Below are 24,205 nucleotides of genomic sequence, written 5' to 3' on the forward strand. Positions count from 1 at the left end.
TCATTAATGAGGTCCAGCAAATCTGGGCCGTATTCGTTGGAAACAGGTGCAGGAATCGCGTGCTATCGAGTAGACAGACGGTTAATCGCGATCCGCGAGAAACCGGTCCCGGCTGTTGGTCAGGTGCAGCCACATGGCCGCCCGCGCCGCATCCGCATCCTGACGTTTGATGGCGTTGAGAATCGCCTCATGCTCAAGGTTGGCAAGCTGCCCCAGCTTGCTCAAATCCGCCGCGCCGCGCTCGGCGGCATTGACCTCGTCCGTGGAGTCATGGCGCTGCCCAAGTGCTGCATGATTTCGGTAAAGCAGACATTGCCGGTGGCTTCAGCAATCAGCAGGTGAAAACGCTTGTCGGCTTCGACGCAGCTGTCGTTGTTGGCGAGCAGGCTTTGATAGTCGTCCAGAGCTTCGCGCATCTGCGCCAGTTGTTGATCCGTGCGACGAGTCGCTGCCAGCGCAGCGGCCTGGGTTTCGCCATCATGTTCATCGTCAACTACATCGACCGCGTGAACATCGGCCTCGGTGCCGGTCTGTTCTTCATCGGTTACGCGCTGTTCGAAGTCCCCTCCAACATCCTCCTGCAAAAAGTCGGCGCGCGAATCTGGCTGACCCGCATCATGCTGACCTGGGGCCTGGTAGCCGCGAGCATGGCCTTCATCCAGAACGAAACCCACTTCTACATCCTGCGATTCCTGCTGGGCGTGGCCGAAGCCGGGTTCTTCCCGGGGGTGATTTATTACTTCACTCGCTGGTTGCCGGGGGTGGAACGCGGCAAGACCATTGCAATTTTCCTCAGTGGTTCGGCCATTGCCTCACTGATCTCCGGCCCGTTGTCCGGGTTGCTCCTGCAGATCAGCGGTTTTGGCCTGCACGGCTGGCAATGGATGTATTTCATCGAAGGCATGTTCTCCGTCGGCCTGTGCGTATTCGTCTGGTTCTGGCTGGACTCCAAACCCCATGACGCCAAATGGCTCAGCCGCGAAGAACAGGACGCACTGGTCAAAGCCATCGACGACGAACAACTGGCCCGCGAAGCCGCGACGCCGATCAAACCGTCCCTGGGCAAGCTGCTCAAGGATCGCCAGATCATCCTGTTCGGCCTGATCTATTTCTTCATTCAACTGACCATCTACGCCGCGACCTTCTGGCTGCCGAGCATCATCAAGAAGATGGGCGACCTCAGCGATATTCAGGTCGGGCTGTTCAACTCGATCCCGTGGCTGCTGTCGATCGTCGGCATGTACGCCTTCGCGTCTCTGTCGGCGAAATGGAAACACCAGCAAGCCTGGGTCGCCACTGCCCTGCTGATCGCGGCGGCCGGGATGTTCATGTCCACCACCGGCGGGCCGGTCTTTGCCTTCGTTGCGATCTGCTTCGCGGCGCTGGGTTTCAAATCCGCTTCGTCACTGTTCTGGCCGATTCCCCAGGCGTACCTCGATGCACGGATCGCCGCAGGCGTCATCGCGCTGATCAATTCGGTGGGCAACCTCGGCGGCTTCGTTGCACCGACTACGTTCGGCCTGCTGGAAGAACACACCGGCTCGAATCAGGGCGGGCTGTATGGCCTGGCCGCGACCTCGATCATTGCCGCGATCATCGTCTTCGCCGCCCGTAATACCCCGAAAACAGCACCGGCCGTTGCGCTGGGCAAACCAACGCCAGAACACGCCTGAGCTCCGGTCTACAAGGATAAGAATATGAACGCACAAGACACCGCAAAAGCCCCGATCATCACCAGCATGCAGGTGGTTCCGGTGGCCGGTCACGACGGCATGTTGCTCAACCTGAGCGGCGCACACGGTCCGTTTTTCACCCGCAACATCGTGATCCTGAAGGACAACGCCGGCCACACTGGCGTCGGCGAAGTGCCCGGCGGCGAGCGTATTCGCCAGACGCTGGAAGATGCGCGCAGCCTGGTGGTCGGCAGCCCGATCGGCACGTACCAGAAGATCCTCAATCAGGTGCGCCAGACCTTCGCTGACCGCGATGCCGGCGGCCGCGGTTTGCAGACGTTCGACCTGCGCATCACCATCCATGCCGTCACCGGCCTGGAAGCGGCGTTGCTCGACTTGCTCGGTCAGCATCTGGACGTGCCGGTCGCCGCCCTGCTCGGCGAAGGCCAGCAGCGCGATGAAGTGAAGATGCTCGGTTATCTGTTTTATGTCGGTGATCGTCACCAGACTGACCTGGCCTATCGCAGCGAACCGGACGCCGATAACGACTGGTTCCGCGTACGTCACGAGAAAGCCATGACCGCCGACGCCGTGGTGCGCCTGGCGGAGGCCGCCCACGCCCAATACGGCTTCAAGGATTTCAAACTCAAGGGCGGCGTGCTCAGTGGCGACGAAGAAATCGAAGCGGTCACCGCGCTGGCCGAGCGCTTCCCTGATGCGCGCATCACCCTCGATCCGAATGGCGCCTGGTCGCTGAAAGAAGCGATTCGTTTGTGCCGGGATCAGCATCATGTTCTGGCCTACGCCGAGGACCCGTGCGGTGCGGAAAACGGTTATTCGGGCCGGGAAGTCATGGCTGAGTTCCGCCGCGCCACGGGCCTGAAAACCGCGACCAACATGATCGCCACCGACTGGCGGGAAATGGGCCACGCGATCCAGTTGCAATCAGTCGATATTCCGCTGGCCGACCCGCATTTCTGGACCCTGCAGGGCTCGGTTCGCGTGGCGCAGATGTGCCACGAATGGGGCCTGACCTGGGGCTCGCATTCCAACAACCACTTCGACATTTCCCTGGCGATGTTCACCCACGTCGCGGCTGCCGCACCGGGCGAAATCACGGCCATCGACACCCACTGGATCTGGCAGGACGGCCAGCGCCTGACCAAAGCCCCGCTGCAAATCGTCGACGGTTGCGTGCAGGTCCCGAAGAAGCCGGGACTGGGCGTCGAGCTGGATATGGATCAACTGGCCAAGGCCCATGAGCTGTACAAAGGCATGGGGCTGGGCGCGCGGGACGACAGCGTGGCGATGCAGTTTCTGATTCCGGGGTGGAAGTTTGATAACAAGCGGCCGTGTCTGGTGCGCTAACAATTAGATGAACGCCGCAAATCCCTGTAGGAGCAGAGCTTGCTCGCGAAGGCGGCGGCAAATCTTGCATCAACGTGACTGAGAGACCGCTTTCGCGAGCAAGCTCTGCTCCTACAGGGGTACGTGGAGTTCATCAATCCACCTGCGCCGCATTCAGCAACCACCCCTTGAACGCCGCCATCGCCGATGTCTCGGCACGCGACTGCAAGCGGGTCAGCCAGTAGCTGCCAGTGGTGATGCCGATGGCGAACGGTTGCTCGATGGCACCCGTTGCCAGTTGTCGGGCGAACATCAGCGGTGGTGCCAATGCCACGCCCATTCCTTGCAGCGCCGCCTCCATCATCGCCAGCGAGGAATCGAAGACGATGCTTCGGCGCGGCGCGGTATGGGCAGGAAAGCCGGTGGCCTGAAACCATTCGGGCCACTCATCCGTGCGATAGGAACGCAGCAGCGTTTGCTGCAACAGATCGTCCGGCGTGCGCAGTTGCCGGGCAATCTCCGGTACGCACAGCACCGACAATGGCGCCTCGATCAAGCGCACCGCTTCAATCCCGTGCCACGCACCCGCCCCAAAGCGAATCGCGTAATCCAGCCCTTCAGCCGCCACGTCCACCCGATTGTTGTGGGTCGACAGGCGCAAATCTATGAACGGATGTTTCGCCTGGAAGTCGGCCAATCGCGGCAACAACCAGCCCACCGCAAACGTTCCCACCGCGCCCACGGTCAGCACTTCACGAAAATGCCCGCCCTCGAAACGCTCGAGGGTTTCGGCGATGCGGTCGAAGGACTCTCGCAGCACCGGCAGCAAGGTTTCCCCTTCACTGGTCAGCATCAAGCCGCGGGGCAAGCGTTTGAACAGCGTGACGTTGAGCTGGGCTTCCAGGCTTTTGACCTGATGGCTCACCGCAGCCTGCGTGACGCACAACTCTACCGCTGCCCGTGTGAAACTCAGGTGGCGTGCAGAAGCCTCGAAGGCGCGCAGTGCGTTAAGCGGTAATTGCGGGCGGATCATGCCAACTCCCAAGTTTTTCTAATGGCTCATCCGAAATAACGTCGTTTGTCGATGGCCGGCAAAGTGACTAGATTTGGCACGCTCATCGGCGGACCGATGTGCAAACCGCTCGGAGTGTAGCGGGTTTAATCCTCAAATCTTATGGACAGCAGCTCAATCATGCATAACTCAAAACTCGGCAAGGTCTTATCCTGCAGCGCTTTCGGACTGCTCCTTGGTGCAGGTTACTGCGTTGCCGGAAGTCAGACTGACGCGCAGATCGAAGCGGTGGTGAATGCCGCGGTTGTCCCGATCATGCAGCAACAGAACATTCCCGGCATGGCCGTCGCGATCACGGTGGATGGCAAGCCGCATTACTTTAACTACGGCGTAGCCTCGAAGAAAACCGGAACCGCTGTCACCGAAGACACCCTGTTCGAGATCGGCTCGGTGAGCAAAACCTATACCGCCACCCTCGCCGCCTACGCCCAGGCCAGCGGCAAACTGTCCCTGTCCGACACGGCCAGCCACATCCTGCCGACGTTGCGGGGCAGTGCATTCGATCACGTCAGCGTGCTGCAACTGGGCACCTACACTGCCGGTGGCCTGCCGCTGCAATTCCCGAGCGATGCCGATGCGCCGGACAAGATGCTCGGCTATTTCAAACAGTGGAAACCGGTCTACGCCGCTGGCAGCCATCGGCAATATTCGAACCCGAGCCTGGGGCTGTTCGGTTATCTCGCGGCCCACAGCATGGGCCAGCCGTTTGATGCACTGATGGAAAAAACCTTGCTGCCGAAGCTCGGGCTGCAGCACACCTTCCTGAAGGTGCCGCCTGCCCAAATGGCGCTTTACGCTCAGGGTTACAGCAAGGATGACAAGCCTGTAAGGGTTGAACCGGGGGCACTGGATTCGCAGGCGTATGGCGTGAAAACCAGCGCCTCGGATCTGCTTCGCTACGTCGAAGCGAACATGAAGCCGTCGGGCCTTGAGGCGCCGATGCAGCAAGCCATCGCCACGACGCATACCGGCTATTACAAGGTTGGCGAGATGACCCAGGGCTTGGGTTGGGAGTTTTACAGCTACCCGATCAGCCTCGACAAACTGCTCGCCGGCAACTCATCACAGATGGCGATGGAGGCACATAAAGTCCAATGGCTGAACCCGCCGCAGGCTCAACCGGACAATGCGCTGCTCAACAAAACCGGTTCAACCGGTGGCTTCGGTGCTTACGTGGCGTATGTGCCGTCGAAGGATATCGGCATCGTGATCCTGGCCAACAAAAACTATCCGAACCCCGAGCGGGTCAAAATCGCCCACTCGATTCTGAGCGCGTTGGCTCCCTAACCGAAAACAACCCGATTGATGTGAACAAAAATGGGTGACCTCTTGAGGTCGCCCATTTTCGTTTGCGCGTCGGTATTGAACCCACGAATTCGAGCGTGTTTTAACTGCTGTTGCCGGCTACTCAATGGGGTCGAGTTGGTCCAGTGCGCGGTTCACTTTTATTTCCGCCAGCATGATGATTTCAGCAACGCCCAGCAGGGAGTTGCGACTAGTGCCCGTCTCCCGGTCTGCGACATCCATGATGATGACGCTGGCGGATGCCAGCGACTCGCTCGCAGAGCCAAGCAGGGTTTGCACATCAACTTCAGGGTTGACGATGTACATCGAGCAGGGCGTGCGCGGGATGGCTTTGATGTCGGCGCAGGAGAAGTGAGCGCCATCGACGTCACGGTCGGTGGCGGCGTCGGGCTTATCTTTATGGGGGCTTTGGTGCGGAGATTCGTTGTCCGCATTCGGGGGGTTAGGAGTTACTTTCGGCATAAACAACATTCCCTATTGGTGCCTACCCCTTCGCTGCTAAACGAAAAGGGTGGCAGCTGCACGCAGGTTAGCAGACCGGGGAACGTTGCAAAGCCGGCGCACCCGAAGGTGCCCTACGTACAGCCACCATCAAACCGCAGGCATAAAAACACCTGTTCGATGGATGCACGTGCAACGATAGCCGCAGGCTGCTAAACCCGACCACTGATGAGCAGTGGCCGGTCAACGATAAAACCCGTGGTCAGGCTGCACAAGCCGGCGGAGTCTGGCGTAACTGTAGGCAACGGCGCAAGGTCGTGTGGCTTACAAGAAGTAAAACCAAACGCGGTTAAACAGGTGTGGCAAGCCAGTAATACGTCTGACATAGGAGACTTCTGAAAGAGCCTTTCCAGCGTAAATTGCGGAAACGTCTGACGTTGTTTTCCGGTTTGGCGGCGGTGACGCAAAACCTGTGGGAGCGAGCCTGCTCGCGAAAGCGGTCTGTCAGTCGACATTGATATCGACTGACAGGTCCTCTTCGCGAGCAGGCTCGCTCCCACAGGGAAGTCGTAACGCCTAAAGAATTCTTTACAACTCAGTCATCCGGCATTTCCGGTGGCTTGGCGGGCTTCGCCGGTTTGGTCCCTTTCGCACCCTTGGCCGGTTCGGCTTCAGTGACCGGCGGCGGCGTGGGCACCGTGGCTTCTTTCTCGGTGGGCGGTAATTGGTCGACGGCACTGAAAATCGTCTTGAGATCAACCGCATCCGATTGCTCGAGTTTCTTTTCGCCGTCCTTGCCGACCAGAATCACCTTGGTCTTCGCGCCGGCCCCCAACTTGAGCGAACGGATCAGCGCCGCTGTGTCTTGTGGCCCCAGGTCTTTGCCTTCGCGCTGGCCCATCAAATTGAGCACGGTGTACAGGACCATGTTCCGGTCGGTGAATTCTTTGCGATTGGCCGGCTCATCCAGCGACTTTTTCAGGCTGACCCACGCAGGATCGACCGTGCTTGGAGCGATGACAATCAACGGCCGGGACCTGCCCTTGTCCATGTCCAGCGGTGAGTCGCCATCGGCGGCGAGCAAGGGGCCGGCAATCGCCAGCAGGGTTGTCAGGGTCAATGACCTGATGAGCATGCGCATCTCCTTTTGATATCCACGCTCTAATGATTGCGCATCGCGGCGTTCGTTCCGGGTGACGCACCGCAATTGTCTCTCGCCTTGACCCAAGCTTAGGTCAGGGCGGTCATTGCGCAACAGGCTGGACTAATCTCATAGCTCATACAGAAACCACCTGATCCGCCGTGAGGATTTCTCGATGAGCGCTCAGCTGAACCACACCATCGTCTGGTGTCGCGACAAGCAGACATCGGCCAACTACCTGGCAGACCTCCTCGGCCTGCCCGCCCCCGAGCCCTTCGGGCCGATGCTGATTGTCAGGTTCGACAACGGCGTGTCGCTGGATTACTACGACAATGACCCGCCGATAGCCTCCCAGCACTATGCGTTCCTGATCGGCGACGACGATTTCGATGCGGCCTTCGCGCGCCTGCAAGCCAGGAAGCAACCGTGGTGGGCTGATCCGGGCAAGCAGCGTCCCGAAGAGATCAATGACTATGGGGGTGGAAAGCGTGTGTATTTCGATGACCCGGACGGGCATCTGCTGGAGATTTTCACCCGTGAATGACTGACGCCAGAGGCAAACATCAGAACGCCAGTTTGTAGCCGATCAGCACCAGCATCGTGGCCAGGCAAGGACGCAATACTTCATCGGAGATACGGCCCGTCAGGTGACTGCCCAGGTAAATGCCCGGCAGCGAACCGATCAGCAAAAAGCCCAGCACATGCCAATCCATATTGCCCATGCTGGCATGGCCAAGACCGGCGACCAGGGTCAGCGGCACGGCGTGGGCGATTTCCGTGCCGACCAGACGGCGGGTCGGCAGCAGCGGATAGAGGATGAACAACGCCACGGTGCCCAGGGCGCCTGCACCAATGGAGGTCAGGGCCACCATGGTGCCGAGGATCAGGCCGGTGATCACGGTCAGCACATTCAAGCGCTGGCCGCTTGGGTTGTACTCGCCGCCCGCTCGTTTGTGGGCAAAGTCGAGCAAGCGTTTCTTGAAGAAAATCGCCAGTGCCGTGGCAAACAGCACAAAACCCAGCGCCTGTTTGATGATGGCGTTCATCGCGTCGGGGGAGGTTTGCAAACTGCTCAGGAACCACAGCGTCAGCGCCACCGCCGGCACACTGCCGAGGGTGAGCCAACCGGTAATCGCCCAGTCAATGTTCTTGTTCTTGCGATGCACCAGCACACCACTGGATTTGGTGATGGCGGCGTACAAAAGGTCCGTGCCCACCGCGGTGGCCGGATTGATCCCGAACCACAGCAGGATCGGCGTCATCAATGAGCCGCCGCCTACGCCGGTCATGCCGACGATGAAACCCACCACCAAACCTGCAACCACCAACCCGAAGTTAACGAAATCCATTAACACGCCCACTGAAAACGCATAAAAAATCTGGCCCGCAGCATAGCGATTTTTCTTATAACCACTTATATCGATAGGGTCTATCGTTATTCCCTAACACGCACTTTGTGGGAGCAAGCCTTTGTGGCGAGGGAGCTTGCTCCCGCTTGAGTGCGCAGCACTCACAAAAGGGGCCGCTACGCAGCCCAGCGGGAGCAAGCTCCCTCGCCACAAAGGTTCGCTCCAAAATTAGGGATCACTGCACAGGCAGGAAATTGAGGAACAGCAGACTCTGCGCGTAATTCAGGCCGATCCGTCGGTAGCGCTCGTCCAGCATCTGGGTCAGCAGGTCCAGGCGCGCGACGATCTTGCCGAACTCCACGGCGAAACTCAGGTTGCTGCCCTCCTCCGAGATCTCGTTGGAGAACAGCAAGGGTTCGCCGTTTTTGTTCTGCCGCTGGCTGAGGATCCAGGTGGCTTTCTCGATGTTACGCGCGGCGTTGTTGACGAAGGTCGGGTTGATCGCATCGGTCATGTAGAACTCGAGCCGGTTGCCGTGAGCGGTGACCAGCATGCTGCCGATGGCATAGATGAAGGCACCGACCCGGTCGCCGAGGAACTCCGGACTCATGGCGTAGCTCAGCGCCGCCAGATCCTTCTTGCCCCCCAGGGTCGGCAGCGGTTGTTGCTGTTCGATGGCCATGCGCACCTGTTTACCGGCGGTGCGGACGTCGAGGAAACCGGATTTACTCAGCTCCTGCGGGTTGCGCAGGTAGAGCTTGCTCATCAGCAGGTAGAGGCTGTCGAGGTTGTCGCGCATTGCCAGGGTGGCCATGCGGTCGACGCTGGTCTGGAGGAATTCCTGGGGCTGGCCTTCGCGAAACTGGCTGACGATTTCCCGGCCTTGCTGCTGGCTGCAACCGGTCGTGAACAGCATCGACAGGACGGCGAGCAGCAGGCAGTGGCGGCGGAGGTGCACAGCGGTGAGGGGTAAAACTCGGGCCATGGGGGCTTGGACTTGGGCATGGGCCGGCAGTGGGGATCGCCGCAGGCTGGCCAAGGATAGAGCCGTGGATTGCGAAAAAGTGCAGTGCCGGCAGTCCGTAAGTGCTGGCAAGGTGGTGTTTCAGGTGAATCGCGCTCGCAGGCAGCGGCTACAGATGGACGGAACCCATGGGCTATTCTGCTGCCAACCGAAGTATCGACTGAATGACATTAAGGAGGTTTTCATGCGGACCCTCGAACTGGCCGGCGTCAACGTACCGGTCATTGGCCAGGGCACCTGGCGCATGGGTGAAGATCACGCTCGACACGCTGAAGAAGTCGCCGCGCTGCGCCTGGGCATCGAGCTGGGCATGACCCTGATCGATACCGCGGAGATGTATGCCGAAGGTGGCGCCGAAGACGTGGTGGGCGAAGCGATCGCCGGCCTGCGCGACAAGGTGTTTCTCGTCAGCAAGGTCTATCCGCATAACGCCGGCCGCAAAGGCATACCCCAGGCCTGCGAGCGCAGCCTGCGCCGCTTGAACACCGACTACATCGACTTGTACCTGTTGCACTGGCGGGGCCAGTATCCGCTTGAAGAAACCGTCGACGCCTTCGAACGCTTGCGCGAAGACGGCAAGATCGGCCGTTGGGGCGTGTCCAATTTCGATGTGGATGACCTGCAGGAACTGGCCTCGCCGGCATGCGCCACCAATCAAGTGCTCTACAACCTGGAAGAACGCGGCATAGAATTTGATTTACTGCCGTGGAGCCAACAGCATCGGCAGCCATTGATGGCGTACTGTCCCATTGGCCAGGGCGGGACGTTGCTGGCCCACCCGACACTCAACCAGGTGGCCGCCCGTCACGGCGTGACACCGGCGCAGGTAGCGCTGGCATGGATTCTGCGACAGGATGGTGTAATCGCCATTCCCAAAGCGGTTCGGCCTGAACACGTGCATCTGAATGCGCAAGCCGCCCAATTACGGCTTGATGCCGGGGATCTGGAGGCGCTGGACCAAGCGTTTCGCGCGCCACAACGCAAACAGCGACTGGCCATGGTCTGAGCCATCGCGGTTTTGTCAGAGGGCTTCTCATGAGAAGCACCGATCAGCTCGACGCCTTCAACCTGCAGCGCTTTATCCAGGCGCAGGAGCCGGTGTTTGAGCGAGTGAAAAACGAACTCGGCACAGGACGAAAGCGCAGTCACTGGATGTGGTTCATCTTTCCGCAATTCATCGGCCTGGGCGGCAGCGAAATGTCGCAACGATATGCCATTCACTCGAGCGAAGAGGCCTCAGCCTATCTGGAACATGCATTGCTGGGGTCCCGACTGCGAACTTGCGCACAATTGGTGCTGAACATCCCGCAGCGCTCCATCGCGGAGATTTTTGGCCATCCGGACGACCTTAAATTCCATTCGTCGATGACCCTGTTCGCCCAGATCGCCCCGGATGACAGCCCGTTTCAACAAGCGCTGGACCAGTACTTCCACGGAATCCCGGACGCGTGGACATTAACGCTGCTGGACTCAAAACAGGCCCAGCTGCCCCCCAATCAGGGTTGAGAAATCGTCGTCCACGAACGGCAGGATCGCATCGGCCACCGGCTGCAGCTGCCGGGTGACGTAATGGTCGTAATCGATGGGCGCACTGCGGATCTCCAGCGGCTCGGGCCCGGCGACGGTGATCACGTAGCTGATCCAGCCGCCGTTCTGGTATTGCCGCGGCCGACCCTGCTGATCGTTGTAGTCGTCGGCGATCCGCGCCGCGCGAACATGCGGGGGTACGTTGCGCTCGTAGTCATCCAGGGTGCGGCGCAGGCGCTTGCGGTAGATCAGGCGATCGTCGAACTCGCCCGCCAGGGTTTTGCGCACGTACTCGCGCACATAATCCTGATACGGCTGGCGATGGAAGATCCGCGTGTACAGCTCTTGCTGGAATTGCCGGGCCAGCAGCGACCAGTCGGTGCGCACGGTTTCCAGCCCCTTGTAGACCATCTCGTCAGAGCCGTCGTCACGTGTGACCAGCCCGGCATAACGCTTCTTGCTGCCCTCTTCGGCGCCACGAATGGTCGGCATCAGAAACCGTTTGTAGTGGGTTTCGAACTGCAACTCCAGCGCGCTTTCCAGCCCGTATTCCTGCTGGACATGCTCGCGCCACCATTGATTGACGTGGTCCACCAGCGCGCGGCCGATCTGCGCCGCTTCCTGCTGACCGTGGGCGCGGCGCAGCCAGACGAATGTCGAGTCGGTGTCGCCGTAGATCACCGTGTGCCCCTGGGCTTCAATCAGTTGCCGGGTGCGCAACATGATTTCGTGCCCACGCAACGTGATCGACGAGGCCAGACGCGTATCGAAGAAGCGGCAGCCGCTGGAACCGAGCACGCCGTAGAAGGCGTTCATGATGATCTTCAGCGCCTGGGACAGCGGCGCATTGTGTTCGCGCTTGGCGGTTTCGCGGCCCTCGGCGACCCGAGCGACGATGGCCGGCAGGCAATGCCGGGTTCTGGAAAAACGCGCACCGCGAAAACCCGGCACGGACTCGCTGTCGTCAGGATGGCGCAAGCCTTCGATCAACCCGACCGGGTCGATGAGGAAGGTGCGAATGATCGACGGATAGAGGCTTTTGTAGTCGAGCACCAGCACCGATTCGTACAGACCCGGCTGCGAGTCCATGACAAATCCGCCGGGGCTGGCCTGCGCCGGCTTGGTCCCAAGGTTGGGCGCGACGAAACCCTGCCGATGCATCAATGGCATGTACAGGTGCGTGAACGCCGCTACCGAACCACCGCTGCGATCCGCCGGTAATCCGGTGACGCTGGCCCGCTCGAGCAGGAACGTGAGCAATTGGGTTTTGGCGAAAATCCGTGTGACCAGTTCGCAGTCCTTGAGGTTGTAGGTGGCCAGGGCCGGTTTGTCCTCGGCGAACATGCGGTTGATTTCGTCCATGCGCTGATACGGCGTACTGATCGCCTTGCCTTCGCCGAGCAGGGTTTGCGCGACGTTTTCCAGGCTGAACGAGGGAAAACTCCAGGTCGCCGAGCGCAGGGATTCAATGCCATCGATGATCAATCGCCCGGCGGCCGAGGCGAAGTAATGGTTGCGGCTGCCGTGTTCGCGCCACTGCATTTCTTCGCCGCCCCGCCCCAGTTTCAGCGGCACCGCCAGCCGTCGTGCGTGTTCGTGCAGCACGCGCAAATCGAACTGCACGACGTTCCAGCCGATGATCGCGTCCGGATCGTGGCGGGCGAACCATTCGTTGAGTTTTTTCAGCAGCAGGGTTCGGGAATCGCAGTATTCGAGCTGGAAATCCACCTCGCTGTCGACGCCATTCGGCGGGCCGAGCATGTAGACCTGGCGCTCGCCGCAGCCCTCCAGGGCAATGGAATACAGATCGCCTTGCGCGGTGGTTTCGATGTCCAGGGACACCAGCCTGAGCGTTGGCCGATAGTCGGGATCGGGTTTCATCTGCGCGTCGAGCAGCAGGCCTTCGGGATTCGGTGTGCCACCGAAGATCACCGGCGCCGTGATGAAGCGCTCCATCATGTAGCGTTCCGGTGGGCGCACGTCGGCTTCGAACGTCTCGACACCGGCCTTGCGCAGCGCGGTTTCCAGACGCATCAGTTGCCCGTGTTGCTGGCAATACAGGCCTAGCACCGGGCGATGCTCGAAATCCTGCAGAGCCAAGGGTTTGAGCTCGACGTTTTTTTCGCCGTGCAACACCGCCTCGGCCTGCTCGCGCTGTTCAGCCGGGATGAACGCCACCGACGGTTGATGCGGCAGGCGGATACGCCGGGGACCGGTCTCGGTCGCCAGCCAGAACTCGACTTCCGTACCGGCCGGGGTATCGCGCCAATGCCGGGTCAGGACGAAGCCCCGCTGTAAATCCACCACTGCAACCTCAAATCCGATTCAGGTGGCAATTCTACGCGTCATCGCAGGCGATAGCGCTCGTGATGTAGAGCCCCCCTGTGGGAGCCGGCTCGCTCCCACAGTGTTGCGCGCGTTTTGTGAGTTATTTGAAGAAAAACCGCTGAATGACGTTTTTTGCGCGTTATCTGCCGCTTTCTGCCTTGCCCTCAGCGCTTGCGTCTACGATTCTTCAAGAACAACGACAACACCCGAGAAGCCATCATGAAAACCGTCGCCCAACTGCTCAAGTTGAAAGATCAGAAAAATCAGGAAGTGCATCAGATCAAGCCCGATCACATGGTGCTGGAAGCACTGATGAAGATGGCCGAGAAGAACGTCGGTGCCTTGCTGGTGGTAGAGAATGAAGAAGTGCTGGGCATCATCAGTGAACGGGACTACGCGCGCAAACTGGTGCTGCACGGCCGTTCTTCGGTGGGCACGCCGGTGCGCGACATCATGGTGTCCCCGGTGATCACCGTGGACACCCATCAAACCGTCGATACGTGCCTGGGCATCATGTCCGACAGACGCCTGCGCCACCTGCCGGTGGTGGAGAACGGCAAGCTGATCGGGTTGTTGTCGATCGGCGACCTGGTCAAGGAAGCCATCGCTGAACAGGCTGAACTGATTCGTCAGTTGGAGCAGTACATTCGCGGCGAGTAATGCGAGCCCCTGTAGGAGCGAGCTTGCTCGCGATGGCGGTGGGTCAGTCAACACAAATGTTGGATGACCTGGCCTCATCGCGGGCAAGCCTCGCTCCTACAGGGGAATGCGGTGTTCAGGATGGCCAATGTCGCGCAAAGACCGGTGCCAGAGTCGGGTGCCGGTCGATTCGCTCCAGCCAGGCGAAAAAACCGGGGCGGGCGCTGCGCAAATGTTCCCGGCTGCCCGCCCAGCGCGTGATCACCGCCGCCAGCACATCCAGCGCGCCGGGCGGCTCATCGCCCAGATACAACTCGCCCGAGAACTGATCGGCGAACACCTCCCAACTCCAGTGCAGTCGTTCGCGAGCGCCGGCCATGAGGTTGTCTCTGGAGGGCTTGTCCGCCACGGCCAGCCAGCGCTCGGGATAGTCGATGATGCCGATCGCCGCATAACAATTGCTGACGATATACGCCATGCCACGGATGGCCTGATCGCGCTCGGCGGCGTCTTGCGGCAGCAGTTTCGACTTGGGAAACGTGAGCCCGAGATGGATCAGGATCGCCGCACTTTCGGTGAGAATGCTGCCGTCGGGCAGTTGCAAGGTCGGGATCTGCTTCAGCGGGTTGAGTTTCTCCAGGGCGTGGGCGGCCTCCGGCGTCGCCTCGACGTCGATGAAACGGTACGCAATTTCGCACAGTTCGAGCGCGGCTTCTATTGCGGCTGCGCCGGAGTTCTTGTGTCCGTAGAGCTGGTACATAAACACCTCCATTGCGATGCTCTCTTTTTAGCAGCTGACGCTGACGATGCTGGAAAATTTCTTTTTTTACCGCTGCATCCAAAGCGCTTTCCGACGGGTAGTACCTGTAGCAGCACCGTTGCTGCGCAGCGAACTACTCATTTTCGGAGAGATATTCATGAACGCCAGACAACTGATCTGCCTTGCCGGTGTGTTTGCCGCCATCCCGGCGGCGTTTGCCCAAACCAGTCTGCCGGACAGCATCAAGGTTCCGGACGGGCACAAGGTCGCCATGGAAACGACCGGGGTCGGCGAGATTACCTATGAGTGCCGCGACAAGGTCAACGCGGCCGGCCAGACCGAGTGGTTTTTTGTCGGACCCAAAGCGGTGCTCAATGATCGCAGTGGCAAACAGGTCGGCACTTACTTCGGCCCGCCGGCCACCTGGCAGGCGAAGGATGGCTCTAAGGTGACCGGCACCCAACTGGCCGTCGCACCGTCAAGTCCGGGCAACCTTCCCTATCAACTGGTCAAGGCCAATCCGGCCGAGGGCAAAGGCGCGATGAGCGGTGTGAGCTACATCCAGCGCGTGGCCCTCAAGGGTGGGGTCGCCCCCAGCGCCGAGTGCACGGCGGCCAACAAGGGCAAGCAGGAAGTGGTGAAGTATCAGGCGGACTATATTTTCTGGGCGGCCAGCTAAACCTCGGGCCCGACGCACTCCCTGTAGGAGCCGGCTTGCTGGCGATGGTGTGTCAGTCGACCTTGGGGTGGCTGACACACCATCGCCAGCAAGCCGGTTCCTACAGGGATCTGGATTGTTTGCTAGATTGCATGCGGTATGCCCCACATAACGGCTGAGATCTGTGTCCTTGCCCGAACCCATTTTCGACTACGAAGCCCATTTGGCCGCCTGCGCGCGCGGTGAGCGTCAGGCGCTGCGGGATTTGTACGTGCAGGAAAGTCCGCGGCTGCTCGGCGTCGCCAGTCGTCTGGTGCGTGACACCGCGCTGGCCGAAGACATCGTCCACGATGCGTTCCTCAAGATCTGGGCCGGCGCCGCCCGTTTCGATCCGGCGCGGGGTTCGGCCCGGGGCTGGATATTCAGCGTGACCCGACATCTGGCACTCAACTTCATCCGCGACAACCACCGCGAGATTCAGGGCGATATCGACGTGCACAATGACGCTGAAACCTTTGATGCCCAGGCCCACTCCTCACGCATCCATCTGTGCCTGGAGCAATTGGAACCGGCGCGGCGCACGTGCATCCTGCACGCCTACGTCGACGGTTACTCCCACGCTGAAATCTCTCACAAACTCGGCACCCCGCTGGGCACCGTCAAAGCCTGGATCAAAAGGAGCCTGACGGCATTACGGGAGTGCATGGGATGAGCAACCGACCTGCGGATGAAACCCCGGATCAACTCGACGAACTGGCCAGCGAGTATGTGCTCGGCACACTGTCGTCAGAGCGGCGCATCGAGGTTCAACAATGCCTGCACGACGATGCCGAACTGCGCACAGCGGTTGATACCTGGGAGCGTCGCTTGTTGGGCCTGACTGAGCTCGCCGAGCCCCGAACGCCATCGTCCCATCTGTGGCAACGCATCGAGCGCAGTGTCAACGCGTCGAGCCAGCAACCGGCGACGCCAGTGGTCGAGCAGCCATCGTGGTGGAACTTGCTACCCCTGTGGCGCGGGCTCGCCGGTGCAGGACTGGCGGCCACGTTGCTGCTCGGTGCGCTGATGCTGACGCAGACGACGGGCAAACCGACCTATCTGGTGGTGCTGGTCGCGCCTCAAGACAAGGCACCGGGCTGGGTGATTCAGGCCAGCAATCCCAGAGAAATCCAGTTGATCCCGCTGGGCGTCGCGCAGGTTCCGGCGGACAAGGCGCTGGAATTCTGGACCAAGGCCGAAGGCTGGCAGGGGCCGGTGTCGCTGGGGTTGGTAAAACCGGGGCAAACGCTGTCGATTCCGCTGGACAAACTGCCACCGCTGGAGCCTGACCAGCTATTCGAGCTGACCCTGGAGAACCCCAACGGCTCGCCGATCGGCAAGCCCACCGGGCCGATTCAGTTCATCGGTCGAGCGGTGAAGGTGTTCTGATCCCGACCGCCGATCACATCCACGCAAGGTCAGTCACCCGATTCATCATTGCCGTCGATGTTCACCATCACGTCAATGAAGTTCTCATAAAAATTCCGGGGCGTAACATTGCATCCATACCAACCAATAACACCCCGGAGCACACCCTCATGAAACGCCAACTCTTCCTCAGCATCGCTTTCTCGGTTTTTGCAGTTAACGCGTTTGCCGCTTCCTCTGCTCACCCGGTTGTCGCTGAAGGCGGCTCGGATCGTCTTATTGAAAGTCGTGTGGCTGAAGGTGGTTCCGATCGCTTGATCGAAAATCGCGTTGCCGAAGGTGGTTCGGATCGTCTGATCGAGAATCGCGTTGCCGAAGGTGGTTCCGATCGCCTGATCGAAAGCCGTGCAGTGTGAATCAATGGCTTTACCGCAGGACTCGACAAAAAACCCGGCCCAATCAGCCTAATGCCGGTCAGTTAAGCAGATTTGTAGGAGCGAGCTTGCTCGCGATGGACTTCAAGGCGACGCGTTTATCCAGAAAATACGCGTTATCGTTAACGTCCATCGCGAGCAAGCTCGCTCCTACAGGGGGCAGCTTTCGCCTAACTGATCGGCACTAGCCCATTCAGCCGGGTTTTTTTATGGGTTGTCGAGACCGGTCACTTCCCCGCTCGCGCCATGCAGCGCTGATAACGTTCACCAACCCGCTTGGCAAACCACGCCGTCGTGAGTTTGCGGGTGATTTTCGGACTCTGCAGCACGATCCCCGGTAGAACCGCACGCGGCAAAGAGCGGCCTTCAGCCTGTTCGGCCAGCTCAAAGACCCGTTGATACAACCGGGTGTCCTCGAACTCGAGGCTCTTGCCCTTCTCCAGGTGATCCCTGATGGTCGGATTGCGCATGCCCAAGCGCTTGCCGAGGGTACGCACGGCCAGCTCCGTGGCGCCGGGCATGATCGAGTCGTAGCGCACCAGATCGCCGTCCAGCGCCAGCGCAATACCCGAAGCACGGCTCACAGCGTTCTGAAACGCGGCATTGCGGCTCGCGTACCAACCGGCATTGAAATCGGCGAAACGGTACAGCGGCTGTTTGTAGCTCACCGGATAACCCAGCAAATGGGCGATGCCGAAATACATGCCGCCGCGACGACTGAACACTTCATGCCGAATCGTGCCGTCCACCGGATACGGATAATTGCGCGCCTGCTGTTCGGCGAAGTCGATACTGACCTGCATCGGGCCGCCGGTGTGCACCGGGTTGAAGCCGCCGAACAGCGTCCGCCCCATGGGCACCATACCGATGAAATTGTCGAAGATCGCGCTGAGCTCTTTTTCGCTGCGCGCAGCATTCAGCCGGTCGCTATAGCTTTTGCCATTGCTCGAACGCACCTGCAGCGCACCGCTCACCAGCAGAGCGGGAATGTGAACTTTGGCAGCACGCCGGTCGATTTCATCCCGGGCGATCTTGCCCAGGCCCGGCACCGGCGGGTCCACCTGAAAGGTCGACTCCTGCTCGGTGACCGCCAGTACGGAACACAGGTTTTGCGTAGATGGATAAATATTCTGCGCAGCAAAAGCCGCATAAATGTCCGTGGCCCAACCTTGGCGATCCACCGTTTTGGCCGGCAGCAGGCGCACGATCTCGGCCTTGACCTCCGCGGGTGGGCGAGGCGCAGTTTCCTGCGTGCGCGGAGTTGCGCAACCGGCCAGCACCAACAGTGCCGCGACACTCATGATCAATCGATTGGCTTGCATGGTGCTCCATCAAATCCGTTGAATCGGGTTAACCATACGATCAATGTCATGGCGCAGGCTATGACTCTAACGGCACGCCCCTGTTCCCGACATCGTGCGTAGCCGCTGCCGGACTTGCGAGGCTGCGGGGCTTTTTCCCGTCGGGCGGTCCGGCTGCCAGCCCTCTTTGTCTGGACCATACTGGGGTCGACGCATCGAAGAGGACAGGCGCATGAACCGTAGCGACGTACTGATCATCGGTGCCGGCCCCACCGGGCTGGTGCTCGCACTGTGGCTGAGCAAACTGGGGATCCGCGTGCGGATTCTCGACAAGACCTCGGCACCCGGCACCACTTCACGGGCGCTGGCGGTGCAGGCGCGGACGCTGGAGTTGTATCACCAGCTCGACCTCAGCGACGCCGTGATAAAGGGCGGTCATCGCGTGGCAGCGGCCAACTTCTGGGTCAAGGGCGAACCGGTGGCACGCTTGCCATTGAGCCGGGTTGGCGAGGGATTGACGCCTTATGCATTCCTCGAAATATTTCCTCAGGACGAGCACGAGCGGTTGCTGATCGAACGCCTGGAAGCCTTTGGCATACGTGTCGAACGCAACACCGAGCTGGAGAGTTTCGAGGAAACCGGCGACGGCATTACCGCACGTCTGCGCTTACCCGACGGTCAGCAGGAAACCTGTCAGGCCTGTTACCTCGCTGGATGCGACGGCGCCCGCTCGAGGGTGCGCAAAACCCTCGACACCGAATTTCCCGGCGGCACCTACCAGCAGATTTTCTACGTGGCCGACGTGCAGGCCAGCGGGCCGACGTTCAATGGCGAACTGCACGTGGATCTCGATGAGGCGGACTTTCTCGCGGTGTTTCCATTGGCCGGCGAAGGCCGCGCGCGGCTGATCGGAACGGTGCGCGACGAACGCGCCGAGCACGCGGAAACCCTGCAGTTTGAAGACGTCAGCAGCCGGGCCATCGAGCATCTGAAGGTGCAGATCGAACAGGTGAACTGGTTCTCGACCTACCGCGTGCATCATCGGGTGGCTGATCACTTTCGCAGCGGCCGCGCATTTCTATTAGGCGACGCGGCCCACGTCCACAGCCCCGCGGGCGGCCAGGGCATGAACACCGGGATTGGCGATGCCATCAACCTCGCGTGGAAACTCGCCGCCGTGTTGAGCGGCGGTGCCGCGCCGCATTTGCTCGACACCTATGAAACCGAACGCATCGCGTTTGCCCGCAAACTGGTCGCCACCACCGACCGAGTGTTCAGCTTCGTCACCGCCGAAGGCCGCGTTGCCGATTTGTTGCGCACCCGTCTGGCGCCGTTCCTGCTGCCGAAAATGGCCTCGTTCGAGACCTCCCGCGAATTCCTGTTCCGCACGGTGTCGCAGATCACCCTCAATTATCGCGGGATGCCATTGAGCACCGGCGTTGCCGGACACGTGCATGGCGGTGACCGACTGCCCTGGGCGCACGACGGTGAAGGGGATAATTTCGGGCCGCTGAAGCGCCTGAGCTGGCAGGTGCATGTGTACGGCGACACCAGCGACGAAATGATCGCCTGGTGCCACGAACATCACTTGCCGTTGCATGTGTTTGACTGGCGACCGGCGTTTGAAGCGGCGGGCCTGGGGCGCAACGGGTTTTATCTGTTGCGGCCGGATACCTATGTGGCGATTGCCGAGACGTGCTCGGACCCGAAAGTGATCGAGCGGTATTTTCGGGATCGCGGGATTCGGCCGTTTTTTGGTGCTCACTGAAAACACAGTTCAAATGTGGGCGAGCCTGCTCGCGATAGCAGTAGGTCAGACGACACTAGAGTTGACTGGACCACCGCTATCGCGAGCAGGCTCGCTCCCACAGGGGTTTTGTGTGTGTTTTTAGATCCCGGCCAGGGCCAGGTCCATCGCAAAGTAGGTAAAGATCAAATCCGCCCCCGCCCGCTTGATCGCCCCAAGGCTCTCGCGTACCACGCGGTCTTCATCGATCGCCCCCGCCTGTGCGCCGAACTTGATCATCGCGTACTCGCCGCTCACCTGATACGCCGACAGCGGCAGGCGCGAGACTTCGCGGATGTCGCGGATGATGTCCAGGTACGCGCCGGCCGGTTTGACCATCAGCGCGTCGGCGCCTTCCTGTTCGTCCATCAGCGACTCACGCACCGCTTCGCGGCGGTTCATCGGGTTCATCTGATAGCTTTTGCGGTCGCCCTTGAGCGCGCTGCCGCCGGCTTCACGGAACGGGCCGTAGAGCGCCGAGGCGAATTTGGTCGAGTAGGCCATGATCGCGGTCTGGGTGAAGCCGGCGTCATCCAGCGCCCGGCGAATCGCCTGGACCTGCCCGTCCATGGCCGCCGACGGCGCAATCACATCGGCACCGGCACGGGCCGCCGCGACGGCTTGCTTACCGAGGTTGATCAGGGTCTGGTCGTTGTCGACTTCGTGGTTGTGCAGCACGCCGCAGTGACCGTGATTGGTGTACTCACAGAAGCAGGTGTCGGACATCACGATCATGTCCGGCACTGCGTCCTTGGCGATGCGCGACATGCGCGAGACCAGGCCATTGTCGTTCCAGGTGTCGCTGCCGCTGCTGTCCAGGTGATGCGACACGCCGAAGGTCATCACCGACTTGATCCCGGCCCGGGCATAACGCTCGATCTCGCCGGCCAGTTTCGATTCCGGAATTCGCATCACGCCGGGCATGCTCTTGATCGGCACGAAGTCGTCGATTTCTTCCTCGACGAAAATCGGCAGCACCAGGTCGTTCAGGGTGAACTCGGTTTCCTGGAACAGGCTGCGCAGGCTCGCATTGCGGCGCAGACGGCGTGGACGTGCTTCGGGGAACTGGCTGGACATGGGGGTTCCTGAAATCGGAGGACGAGACGAAAGTCGTAAGGGGTCGAAAGCTTATGCCCTGTGAGCTGTCAGTTACAAACCGTGGAAGAGGAAAAACCCTTGCCTGTTTGGCAACAATTCCCGCATCCACCACAAAACACTGTGGGAGCGAGACCGGCTTGCCGGCGATGGCGGTGGGTCAGTCAACATAGATGCTGGATGATCCGGCCTCATCGCCGGCAAGCCGGTCTCGCTCCCACAGGTTTTACAGCGTCAGGGTTCCGGAGATACAGGTCACGACGGAACCACCAATCCAGATCTCATCGTCGATTTTCTCGACCTGAATACGCCCGGCGCGGCCCATCGTCAGGCCCTGGCTGACCACGTAGGACGCCGGCGCCAGCCCCTCGCCGAGCAACCACTGGGCGATCCCGGCATTCAGGCTGCCGGTGGCGGGGTCTTCCGGCATGCCGTCGCCGGAGATGAATGCGCGCACTTCGAACTGTGCATCATCGCCGTCGCGCTCCGGATGCCACGGCGCGATCACGCCGACCGCGAGACCGAGCATGTGCGCGTGATCCGGTTGCAGGTCCAGCACCTGCTGGCGATCCTCGACCATCACCGCCAGCCAGCCCGCGCCGTTATCAACCCACTGCGCCCGCACAATGGCGCCCGGTTCCAGCCTGAGCCCGCGCCGGACGCGCTCCATCACATCAGCCTCAACCGGCCCGGTCTTGAGCAGTGGCGGTGCGAGAAAAGCCAGCTCCGCCCCTTGTCGGCGCACCCGCACCAGGCCGACGCCGCACTCCTGAATGATCTCCTCGCCCTTGGGCACGCCACCGGCTTCGAGCCAGGCATGACAAGTGCCCAGCGTCGGGTGACCGGCGAACGGCAACTCGTTCAGGGTGGTGAAAATCCGGACCCGGTAATCGGCCCGGGGATCCTGCGGCTCAATGATGAACGTGGTTTCACTGAGGTTGGTCCACGTGGCGAATGCCGCCATGCGCTCATCGCTGAGCTTGTCCGCGCCGAACACCACGGCCAACGGATTGCCCTTGAGCGCGACGCGGCTGAAGACATCTACTTGTTTGAAATCGAATGAATGCATGGCCTGCCCTGGTCCTGATGAAATCGAAACATCCTATTTGGGAATTTCCAGCCCGCGCATCACCGCCGGCCGTGCGAGGAAGCGCTCCAGCACCCGCGTTACGTTCGGGAAATCCTTGATGCCCACCAGATCGCCCGCCTCATAGAAACCGATCAGGTTGCGCACCCACGGGAATGTCGCGATGTCGGCGATGGTGTAGCGCTCGCCCATGATCCAGTGGCGTCCTTGCAGGCGTCCATCGAGCACTTTCAACAGCCGTCGGCTTTCCTCGACGTAGCGTTCCCGGGGCCGTTTGTCTTCGTAATCCTTGCCGCCGAATTTGTTGAAAAAACCGACCTGGCCAAACATGGGTCCGATACCCCCCATCTGGAACATCAGCCACTGGATCGTCTCGTAACGTGCCGCCGATTCCTGGGCCAGCAATTGCCCGCTCTTGTCCGCGAGGTAGATCAGAATCGCCCCGGACTCGAACAGCGGCAGCGGCTTGTCGTCAGGACCGTGGGGGTCGAGGATGGCCGGGATCTTGTTGTTGGGGTTCAGCGAGAGAAACTCGGGAGACAGCTGGTCGTTGGTATCGAAGCCCACACGATGCGGTTCGTAGGGCAGCCCGATCTCTTCGAGCATGATCGACACCTTGACGCCGTTGGGGGTCGGCAAGGAGTAGAGCTGAATCCACTCGGGGTATTGGGCCGGCCATTTCCGGGTGATGGGGAACGCAGACAGATCGGTCATGAGAAGGATCCACGAAGAGATTGAGAGAGACGATCATAGTGTGAGCAGCCGAAGGGTGCGATGTCTGGCGTATCGATATTGATGATTAGCAAGATCAATGCATTGCAGCCTTCTGCGGGGCCGCCCCGTGTATCGTGTCCATAAATCCGCAACATCCCGCCGGTAACCTTTGCTTCAACCCGTTCAGGGTTATCGGTGGATTGCTGCGCACTCCGCCGGAATCGAACGAACGGGCTTCAGTGGACTCTGAGTGTTGCCCTTTCGGAAACGGACCGGTTCAACGACATGGAAAACACCCGACGCTGGGAGCGCGGGGTGTAAAGGTTTGTCAGCCTTAACCGAATGCGCTGAAGATTCCCTAATGCCATGATGAACCTTCTGAAATTCGTCCAACGCTTCAAGCATCGCGCGTATGTCGTGCTGCCTTCCCTGTTGGCGGCCAGTGCGCTCTTCCTGTCACTGGAATCCAGCGAAAGCCGCGCCCAACCGGTTGACGGCACCCAGACTCTGGTTTTCCTCCGTCACGCCGAGAAACCTGCCGGCGGCCTGGGCCAGCTCAATTGCCAGGGCCTGAACCGCGCTATCGATCTGGCGACCTTGCTCCCGGAAAAATTCGGCAAGGCCAATTACGTGTTTGCGGCCAACCCGACGCGCAATGTCGAGGAAGGCGAACTGGACAATTCCTACAGTTACATTCGTCCTCTGATGACCATCAGCCCCAGCGCGATCAAGCTCGGTTTGCCGGTGAACATCAACTTCTCGGCCAACGACACCAGCGACCTGGCCGCTGAGCTGCTCCACGACAAGTATCACAACGCGGTGATCTACACCGCCTGGTCCCACGGCTACCTGCCCGAACTGATCAACAAGGTCGCCGGCGAAGCCGTCGGCAAGAAACAGAAGATCACTGAAGACTGGGAGTCCAGCGACTACGACTCGCTGTTCGTGCTGACCCTGACGTGGCACAACGGCAAGGCCAGTCTGCAGAGCCACAGTTACAAGCAAGGGCTGGATAACGGTCAGCAAACCTGCCCGACTTGAGGGGTGATGGTTCAAATCTTGTAGCGGCTGTCAGGGCCTCTTCGCGGGCAAGCCTTGCTCCTACAGGTATTGCGTC

Annotated in this window: 23 protein-coding genes and 2 pseudogenes; 13 read left to right on the forward strand and 12 right to left on the reverse strand. The window is 60.4% G+C overall.

Annotated elements, in window-relative coordinates; translation table 11 throughout:
• Positions 1-81: 81 nt before the first annotated feature.
• Positions 82-473, reverse strand: a pseudogene (locus ACA066_RS19605) (FadR/GntR family transcriptional regulator); the annotation flags it as partial.
• Between ACA066_RS19605 and ACA066_RS19610 the strand changes: the two are divergent.
• Both ACA066_RS19610 and gudD read left to right on the forward strand, forming a co-directional pair.
• On the forward strand, positions 417-1,673 hold the full coding sequence (locus tag ACA066_RS19610) for an MFS transporter (protein ID WP_497699920.1): 1,257 nt from the start codon (positions 417-419) through the stop codon (positions 1,671-1,673). The pseudogene ACA066_RS19605 and the gene ACA066_RS19610 sit on opposite strands and share 57 nt — an antisense overlap.
• 24 nt (positions 1,674-1,697) lie before the next feature.
• Positions 1,698-3,041 carry a glucarate dehydratase gene (gene gudD, locus ACA066_RS19615; RefSeq protein ID WP_497696263.1) on the forward strand — a complete coding sequence of 448 codons (1,344 nt, stop codon included), beginning with the start codon at positions 1,698-1,700 and terminating at the stop codon, positions 3,039-3,041.
• Positions 3,042-3,174: 133 nt separating this feature from the next.
• On the opposite strand, the gene ACA066_RS19620 is transcribed toward gudD, so the two are convergent.
• On the reverse strand, positions 3,175-4,053 hold the full coding sequence (locus tag ACA066_RS19620) for a LysR family transcriptional regulator (RefSeq protein ID WP_497696264.1): 879 nt from the start codon (positions 4,051-4,053) through the stop codon (positions 3,175-3,177).
• A gap of 159 nt (positions 4,054-4,212) precedes the next feature.
• On the opposite strand from ACA066_RS19620, the gene ampC reads away from it, so the two are divergent.
• Positions 4,213-5,379 (forward strand): class C beta-lactamase, encoded by a 1,167-nt coding sequence (ampC, locus tag ACA066_RS19625; RefSeq protein WP_497696265.1) that lies wholly within the window; start codon positions 4,213-4,215, stop codon positions 5,377-5,379.
• 117 nt (positions 5,380-5,496) lie between these two features.
• Here the strand turns inward: ampC and ACA066_RS19630 are convergent, their stop codons facing one another.
• Both ACA066_RS19630 and ACA066_RS19635 read right to left on the reverse strand, forming a co-directional pair.
• Positions 5,497-5,859, reverse strand: a complete 363-nt coding sequence (locus ACA066_RS19630; protein ID WP_497696266.1) for a DUF6124 family protein — start codon at positions 5,857-5,859, stop codon at positions 5,497-5,499.
• A 574-nt stretch (positions 5,860-6,433) separates the two neighbouring features.
• Positions 6,434-6,973, reverse strand: coding sequence for a DUF4174 domain-containing protein (locus ACA066_RS19635; RefSeq protein ID WP_497696267.1), 540 nt, complete (start codon positions 6,971-6,973; stop codon positions 6,434-6,436).
• Between the two features lie 181 nt (positions 6,974-7,154).
• On the opposite strand from ACA066_RS19635, the gene ACA066_RS19640 reads away from it, so the two are divergent.
• Complete coding sequence (locus ACA066_RS19640; RefSeq protein WP_497696268.1) at positions 7,155-7,523, forward strand: VOC family protein; 369 nt, start codon at positions 7,155-7,157, stop codon at positions 7,521-7,523.
• Between the two features lie 19 nt (positions 7,524-7,542).
• Here ACA066_RS19640 and ACA066_RS19645 read toward each other — a convergent pair whose 3' ends face one another.
• On the reverse strand, positions 7,543-8,328 hold the full coding sequence (locus ACA066_RS19645) for a sulfite exporter TauE/SafE family protein (protein ID WP_497696269.1): 786 nt from the start codon (positions 8,326-8,328) through the stop codon (positions 7,543-7,545).
• Positions 8,329-8,563: 235 nt separating this feature from the next.
• Complete coding sequence (locus ACA066_RS19650; protein WP_497696270.1) at positions 8,564-9,313, reverse strand: hypothetical protein; 750 nt, start codon at positions 9,311-9,313, stop codon at positions 8,564-8,566.
• A 223-nt stretch (positions 9,314-9,536) separates the two neighbouring features.
• On the opposite strand from ACA066_RS19650, the gene ACA066_RS19655 reads away from it, so the two are divergent.
• Entirely contained in the window at positions 9,537-10,358 is an 822-nt protein-coding gene (locus ACA066_RS19655; protein ID WP_497696271.1) for an aldo/keto reductase, read from the forward strand.
• 29 nt (positions 10,359-10,387) lie between these two features.
• A complete protein-coding gene (locus ACA066_RS19660; RefSeq protein ID WP_497696272.1) occupies positions 10,388-10,858 on the forward strand; it encodes a DUF1810 domain-containing protein in 471 nt (156 codons plus the stop codon).
• Here ACA066_RS19660 and ACA066_RS19665 read toward each other — a convergent pair.
• The gene (locus ACA066_RS19665; RefSeq protein WP_497696273.1) at positions 10,823-13,183 is read right to left on the reverse strand and encodes a DNA polymerase II; all 2,361 of its coding nucleotides are present in this window, start codon (positions 13,181-13,183) and stop codon (positions 10,823-10,825) included. The two genes, ACA066_RS19660 and ACA066_RS19665, sit on opposite strands and share 36 nt — an antisense overlap.
• 243 nt (positions 13,184-13,426) lie before the next feature.
• On the opposite strand from ACA066_RS19665, the gene ACA066_RS19670 reads away from it, so the two are divergent.
• Positions 13,427-13,867, forward strand: a complete 441-nt coding sequence (locus ACA066_RS19670; protein ID WP_034149924.1) for a CBS domain-containing protein — start codon at positions 13,427-13,429, stop codon at positions 13,865-13,867.
• A 115-nt stretch (positions 13,868-13,982) separates the two neighbouring features.
• Here ACA066_RS19670 and ACA066_RS19675 read toward each other — a convergent pair whose 3' ends face one another.
• The gene (locus ACA066_RS19675; protein WP_497696274.1) at positions 13,983-14,606 is read right to left on the reverse strand and encodes a glutathione S-transferase N-terminal domain-containing protein; all 624 of its coding nucleotides are present in this window, start codon (positions 14,604-14,606) and stop codon (positions 13,983-13,985) included.
• A gap of 157 nt (positions 14,607-14,763) precedes the next feature.
• On the opposite strand from ACA066_RS19675, the gene ACA066_RS19680 reads away from it, so the two are divergent.
• The 4 genes and pseudogenes from ACA066_RS19680 to ACA066_RS19695 form a co-directional block, all read left to right on the forward strand.
• Positions 14,764-15,285 (forward strand): DUF3455 domain-containing protein, encoded by a 522-nt coding sequence (locus tag ACA066_RS19680; RefSeq protein WP_497696275.1) that lies wholly within the window; start codon positions 14,764-14,766, stop codon positions 15,283-15,285.
• 169 nt (positions 15,286-15,454) lie between these two features.
• Positions 15,455-15,976, forward strand: coding sequence for a sigma-70 family RNA polymerase sigma factor (locus tag ACA066_RS19685; RefSeq protein WP_497696276.1), 522 nt, complete (start codon positions 15,455-15,457; stop codon positions 15,974-15,976).
• A complete protein-coding gene (locus ACA066_RS19690) occupies positions 15,973-16,692 on the forward strand; it encodes an anti-sigma factor (RefSeq protein WP_497696277.1) in 720 nt (239 codons plus the stop codon). Before ACA066_RS19685 ends, ACA066_RS19690 begins: the two co-directional genes overlap by 4 nt.
• A gap of 149 nt (positions 16,693-16,841) precedes the next feature.
• A pseudogene (locus tag ACA066_RS19695) lies at positions 16,842-17,078 on the forward strand (phage infection protein); the annotation flags it as partial.
• A gap of 254 nt (positions 17,079-17,332) precedes the next feature.
• Here ACA066_RS19695 and ACA066_RS19700 read toward each other — a convergent pair.
• Complete coding sequence (locus ACA066_RS19700; protein WP_497696278.1) at positions 17,333-18,427, reverse strand: DUF1615 domain-containing protein; 1,095 nt, start codon at positions 18,425-18,427, stop codon at positions 17,333-17,335.
• A gap of 211 nt (positions 18,428-18,638) precedes the next feature.
• Between ACA066_RS19700 and ACA066_RS19705 the strand changes: the two genes are divergently transcribed.
• Positions 18,639-20,174: an FAD-dependent oxidoreductase gene (locus ACA066_RS19705; protein ID WP_497696279.1), complete on the forward strand. Its 1,536-nt coding sequence runs from the start codon at positions 18,639-18,641 to the stop codon at positions 20,172-20,174.
• Between the two features lie 120 nt (positions 20,175-20,294).
• On the opposite strand, the gene hemB is transcribed toward ACA066_RS19705, so the two are convergent.
• The 3 genes from hemB to ACA066_RS19720 all read right to left on the reverse strand — a co-directional run bounded on the left by hemB (position 20,295) and on the right by ACA066_RS19720 (position 23,088).
• A complete protein-coding gene (gene hemB, locus ACA066_RS19710; RefSeq protein WP_497696280.1) occupies positions 20,295-21,269 on the reverse strand; it encodes a porphobilinogen synthase in 975 nt (324 codons plus the stop codon).
• A gap of 244 nt (positions 21,270-21,513) precedes the next feature.
• Positions 21,514-22,356 (reverse strand): PhzF family phenazine biosynthesis protein, encoded by an 843-nt coding sequence (locus ACA066_RS19715; RefSeq protein ID WP_497696281.1) that lies wholly within the window; start codon positions 22,354-22,356, stop codon positions 21,514-21,516.
• 33 nt (positions 22,357-22,389) lie between these two features.
• On the reverse strand, positions 22,390-23,088 hold the full coding sequence (locus ACA066_RS19720) for a glutathione S-transferase family protein (RefSeq protein WP_497696282.1): 699 nt from the start codon (positions 23,086-23,088) through the stop codon (positions 22,390-22,392).
• Between the two features lie 366 nt (positions 23,089-23,454).
• On the opposite strand from ACA066_RS19720, the gene ACA066_RS19725 reads away from it, so the two are divergent.
• Entirely contained in the window at positions 23,455-24,129 is a 675-nt protein-coding gene (locus ACA066_RS19725; RefSeq protein WP_497696283.1) for a histidine phosphatase family protein, read from the forward strand.
• Positions 24,130-24,205 lie beyond the last annotated feature (76 nt).

The sequence above is a fragment of the Pseudomonas sp. LBUM1651 genome (assembly GCF_059716135.1).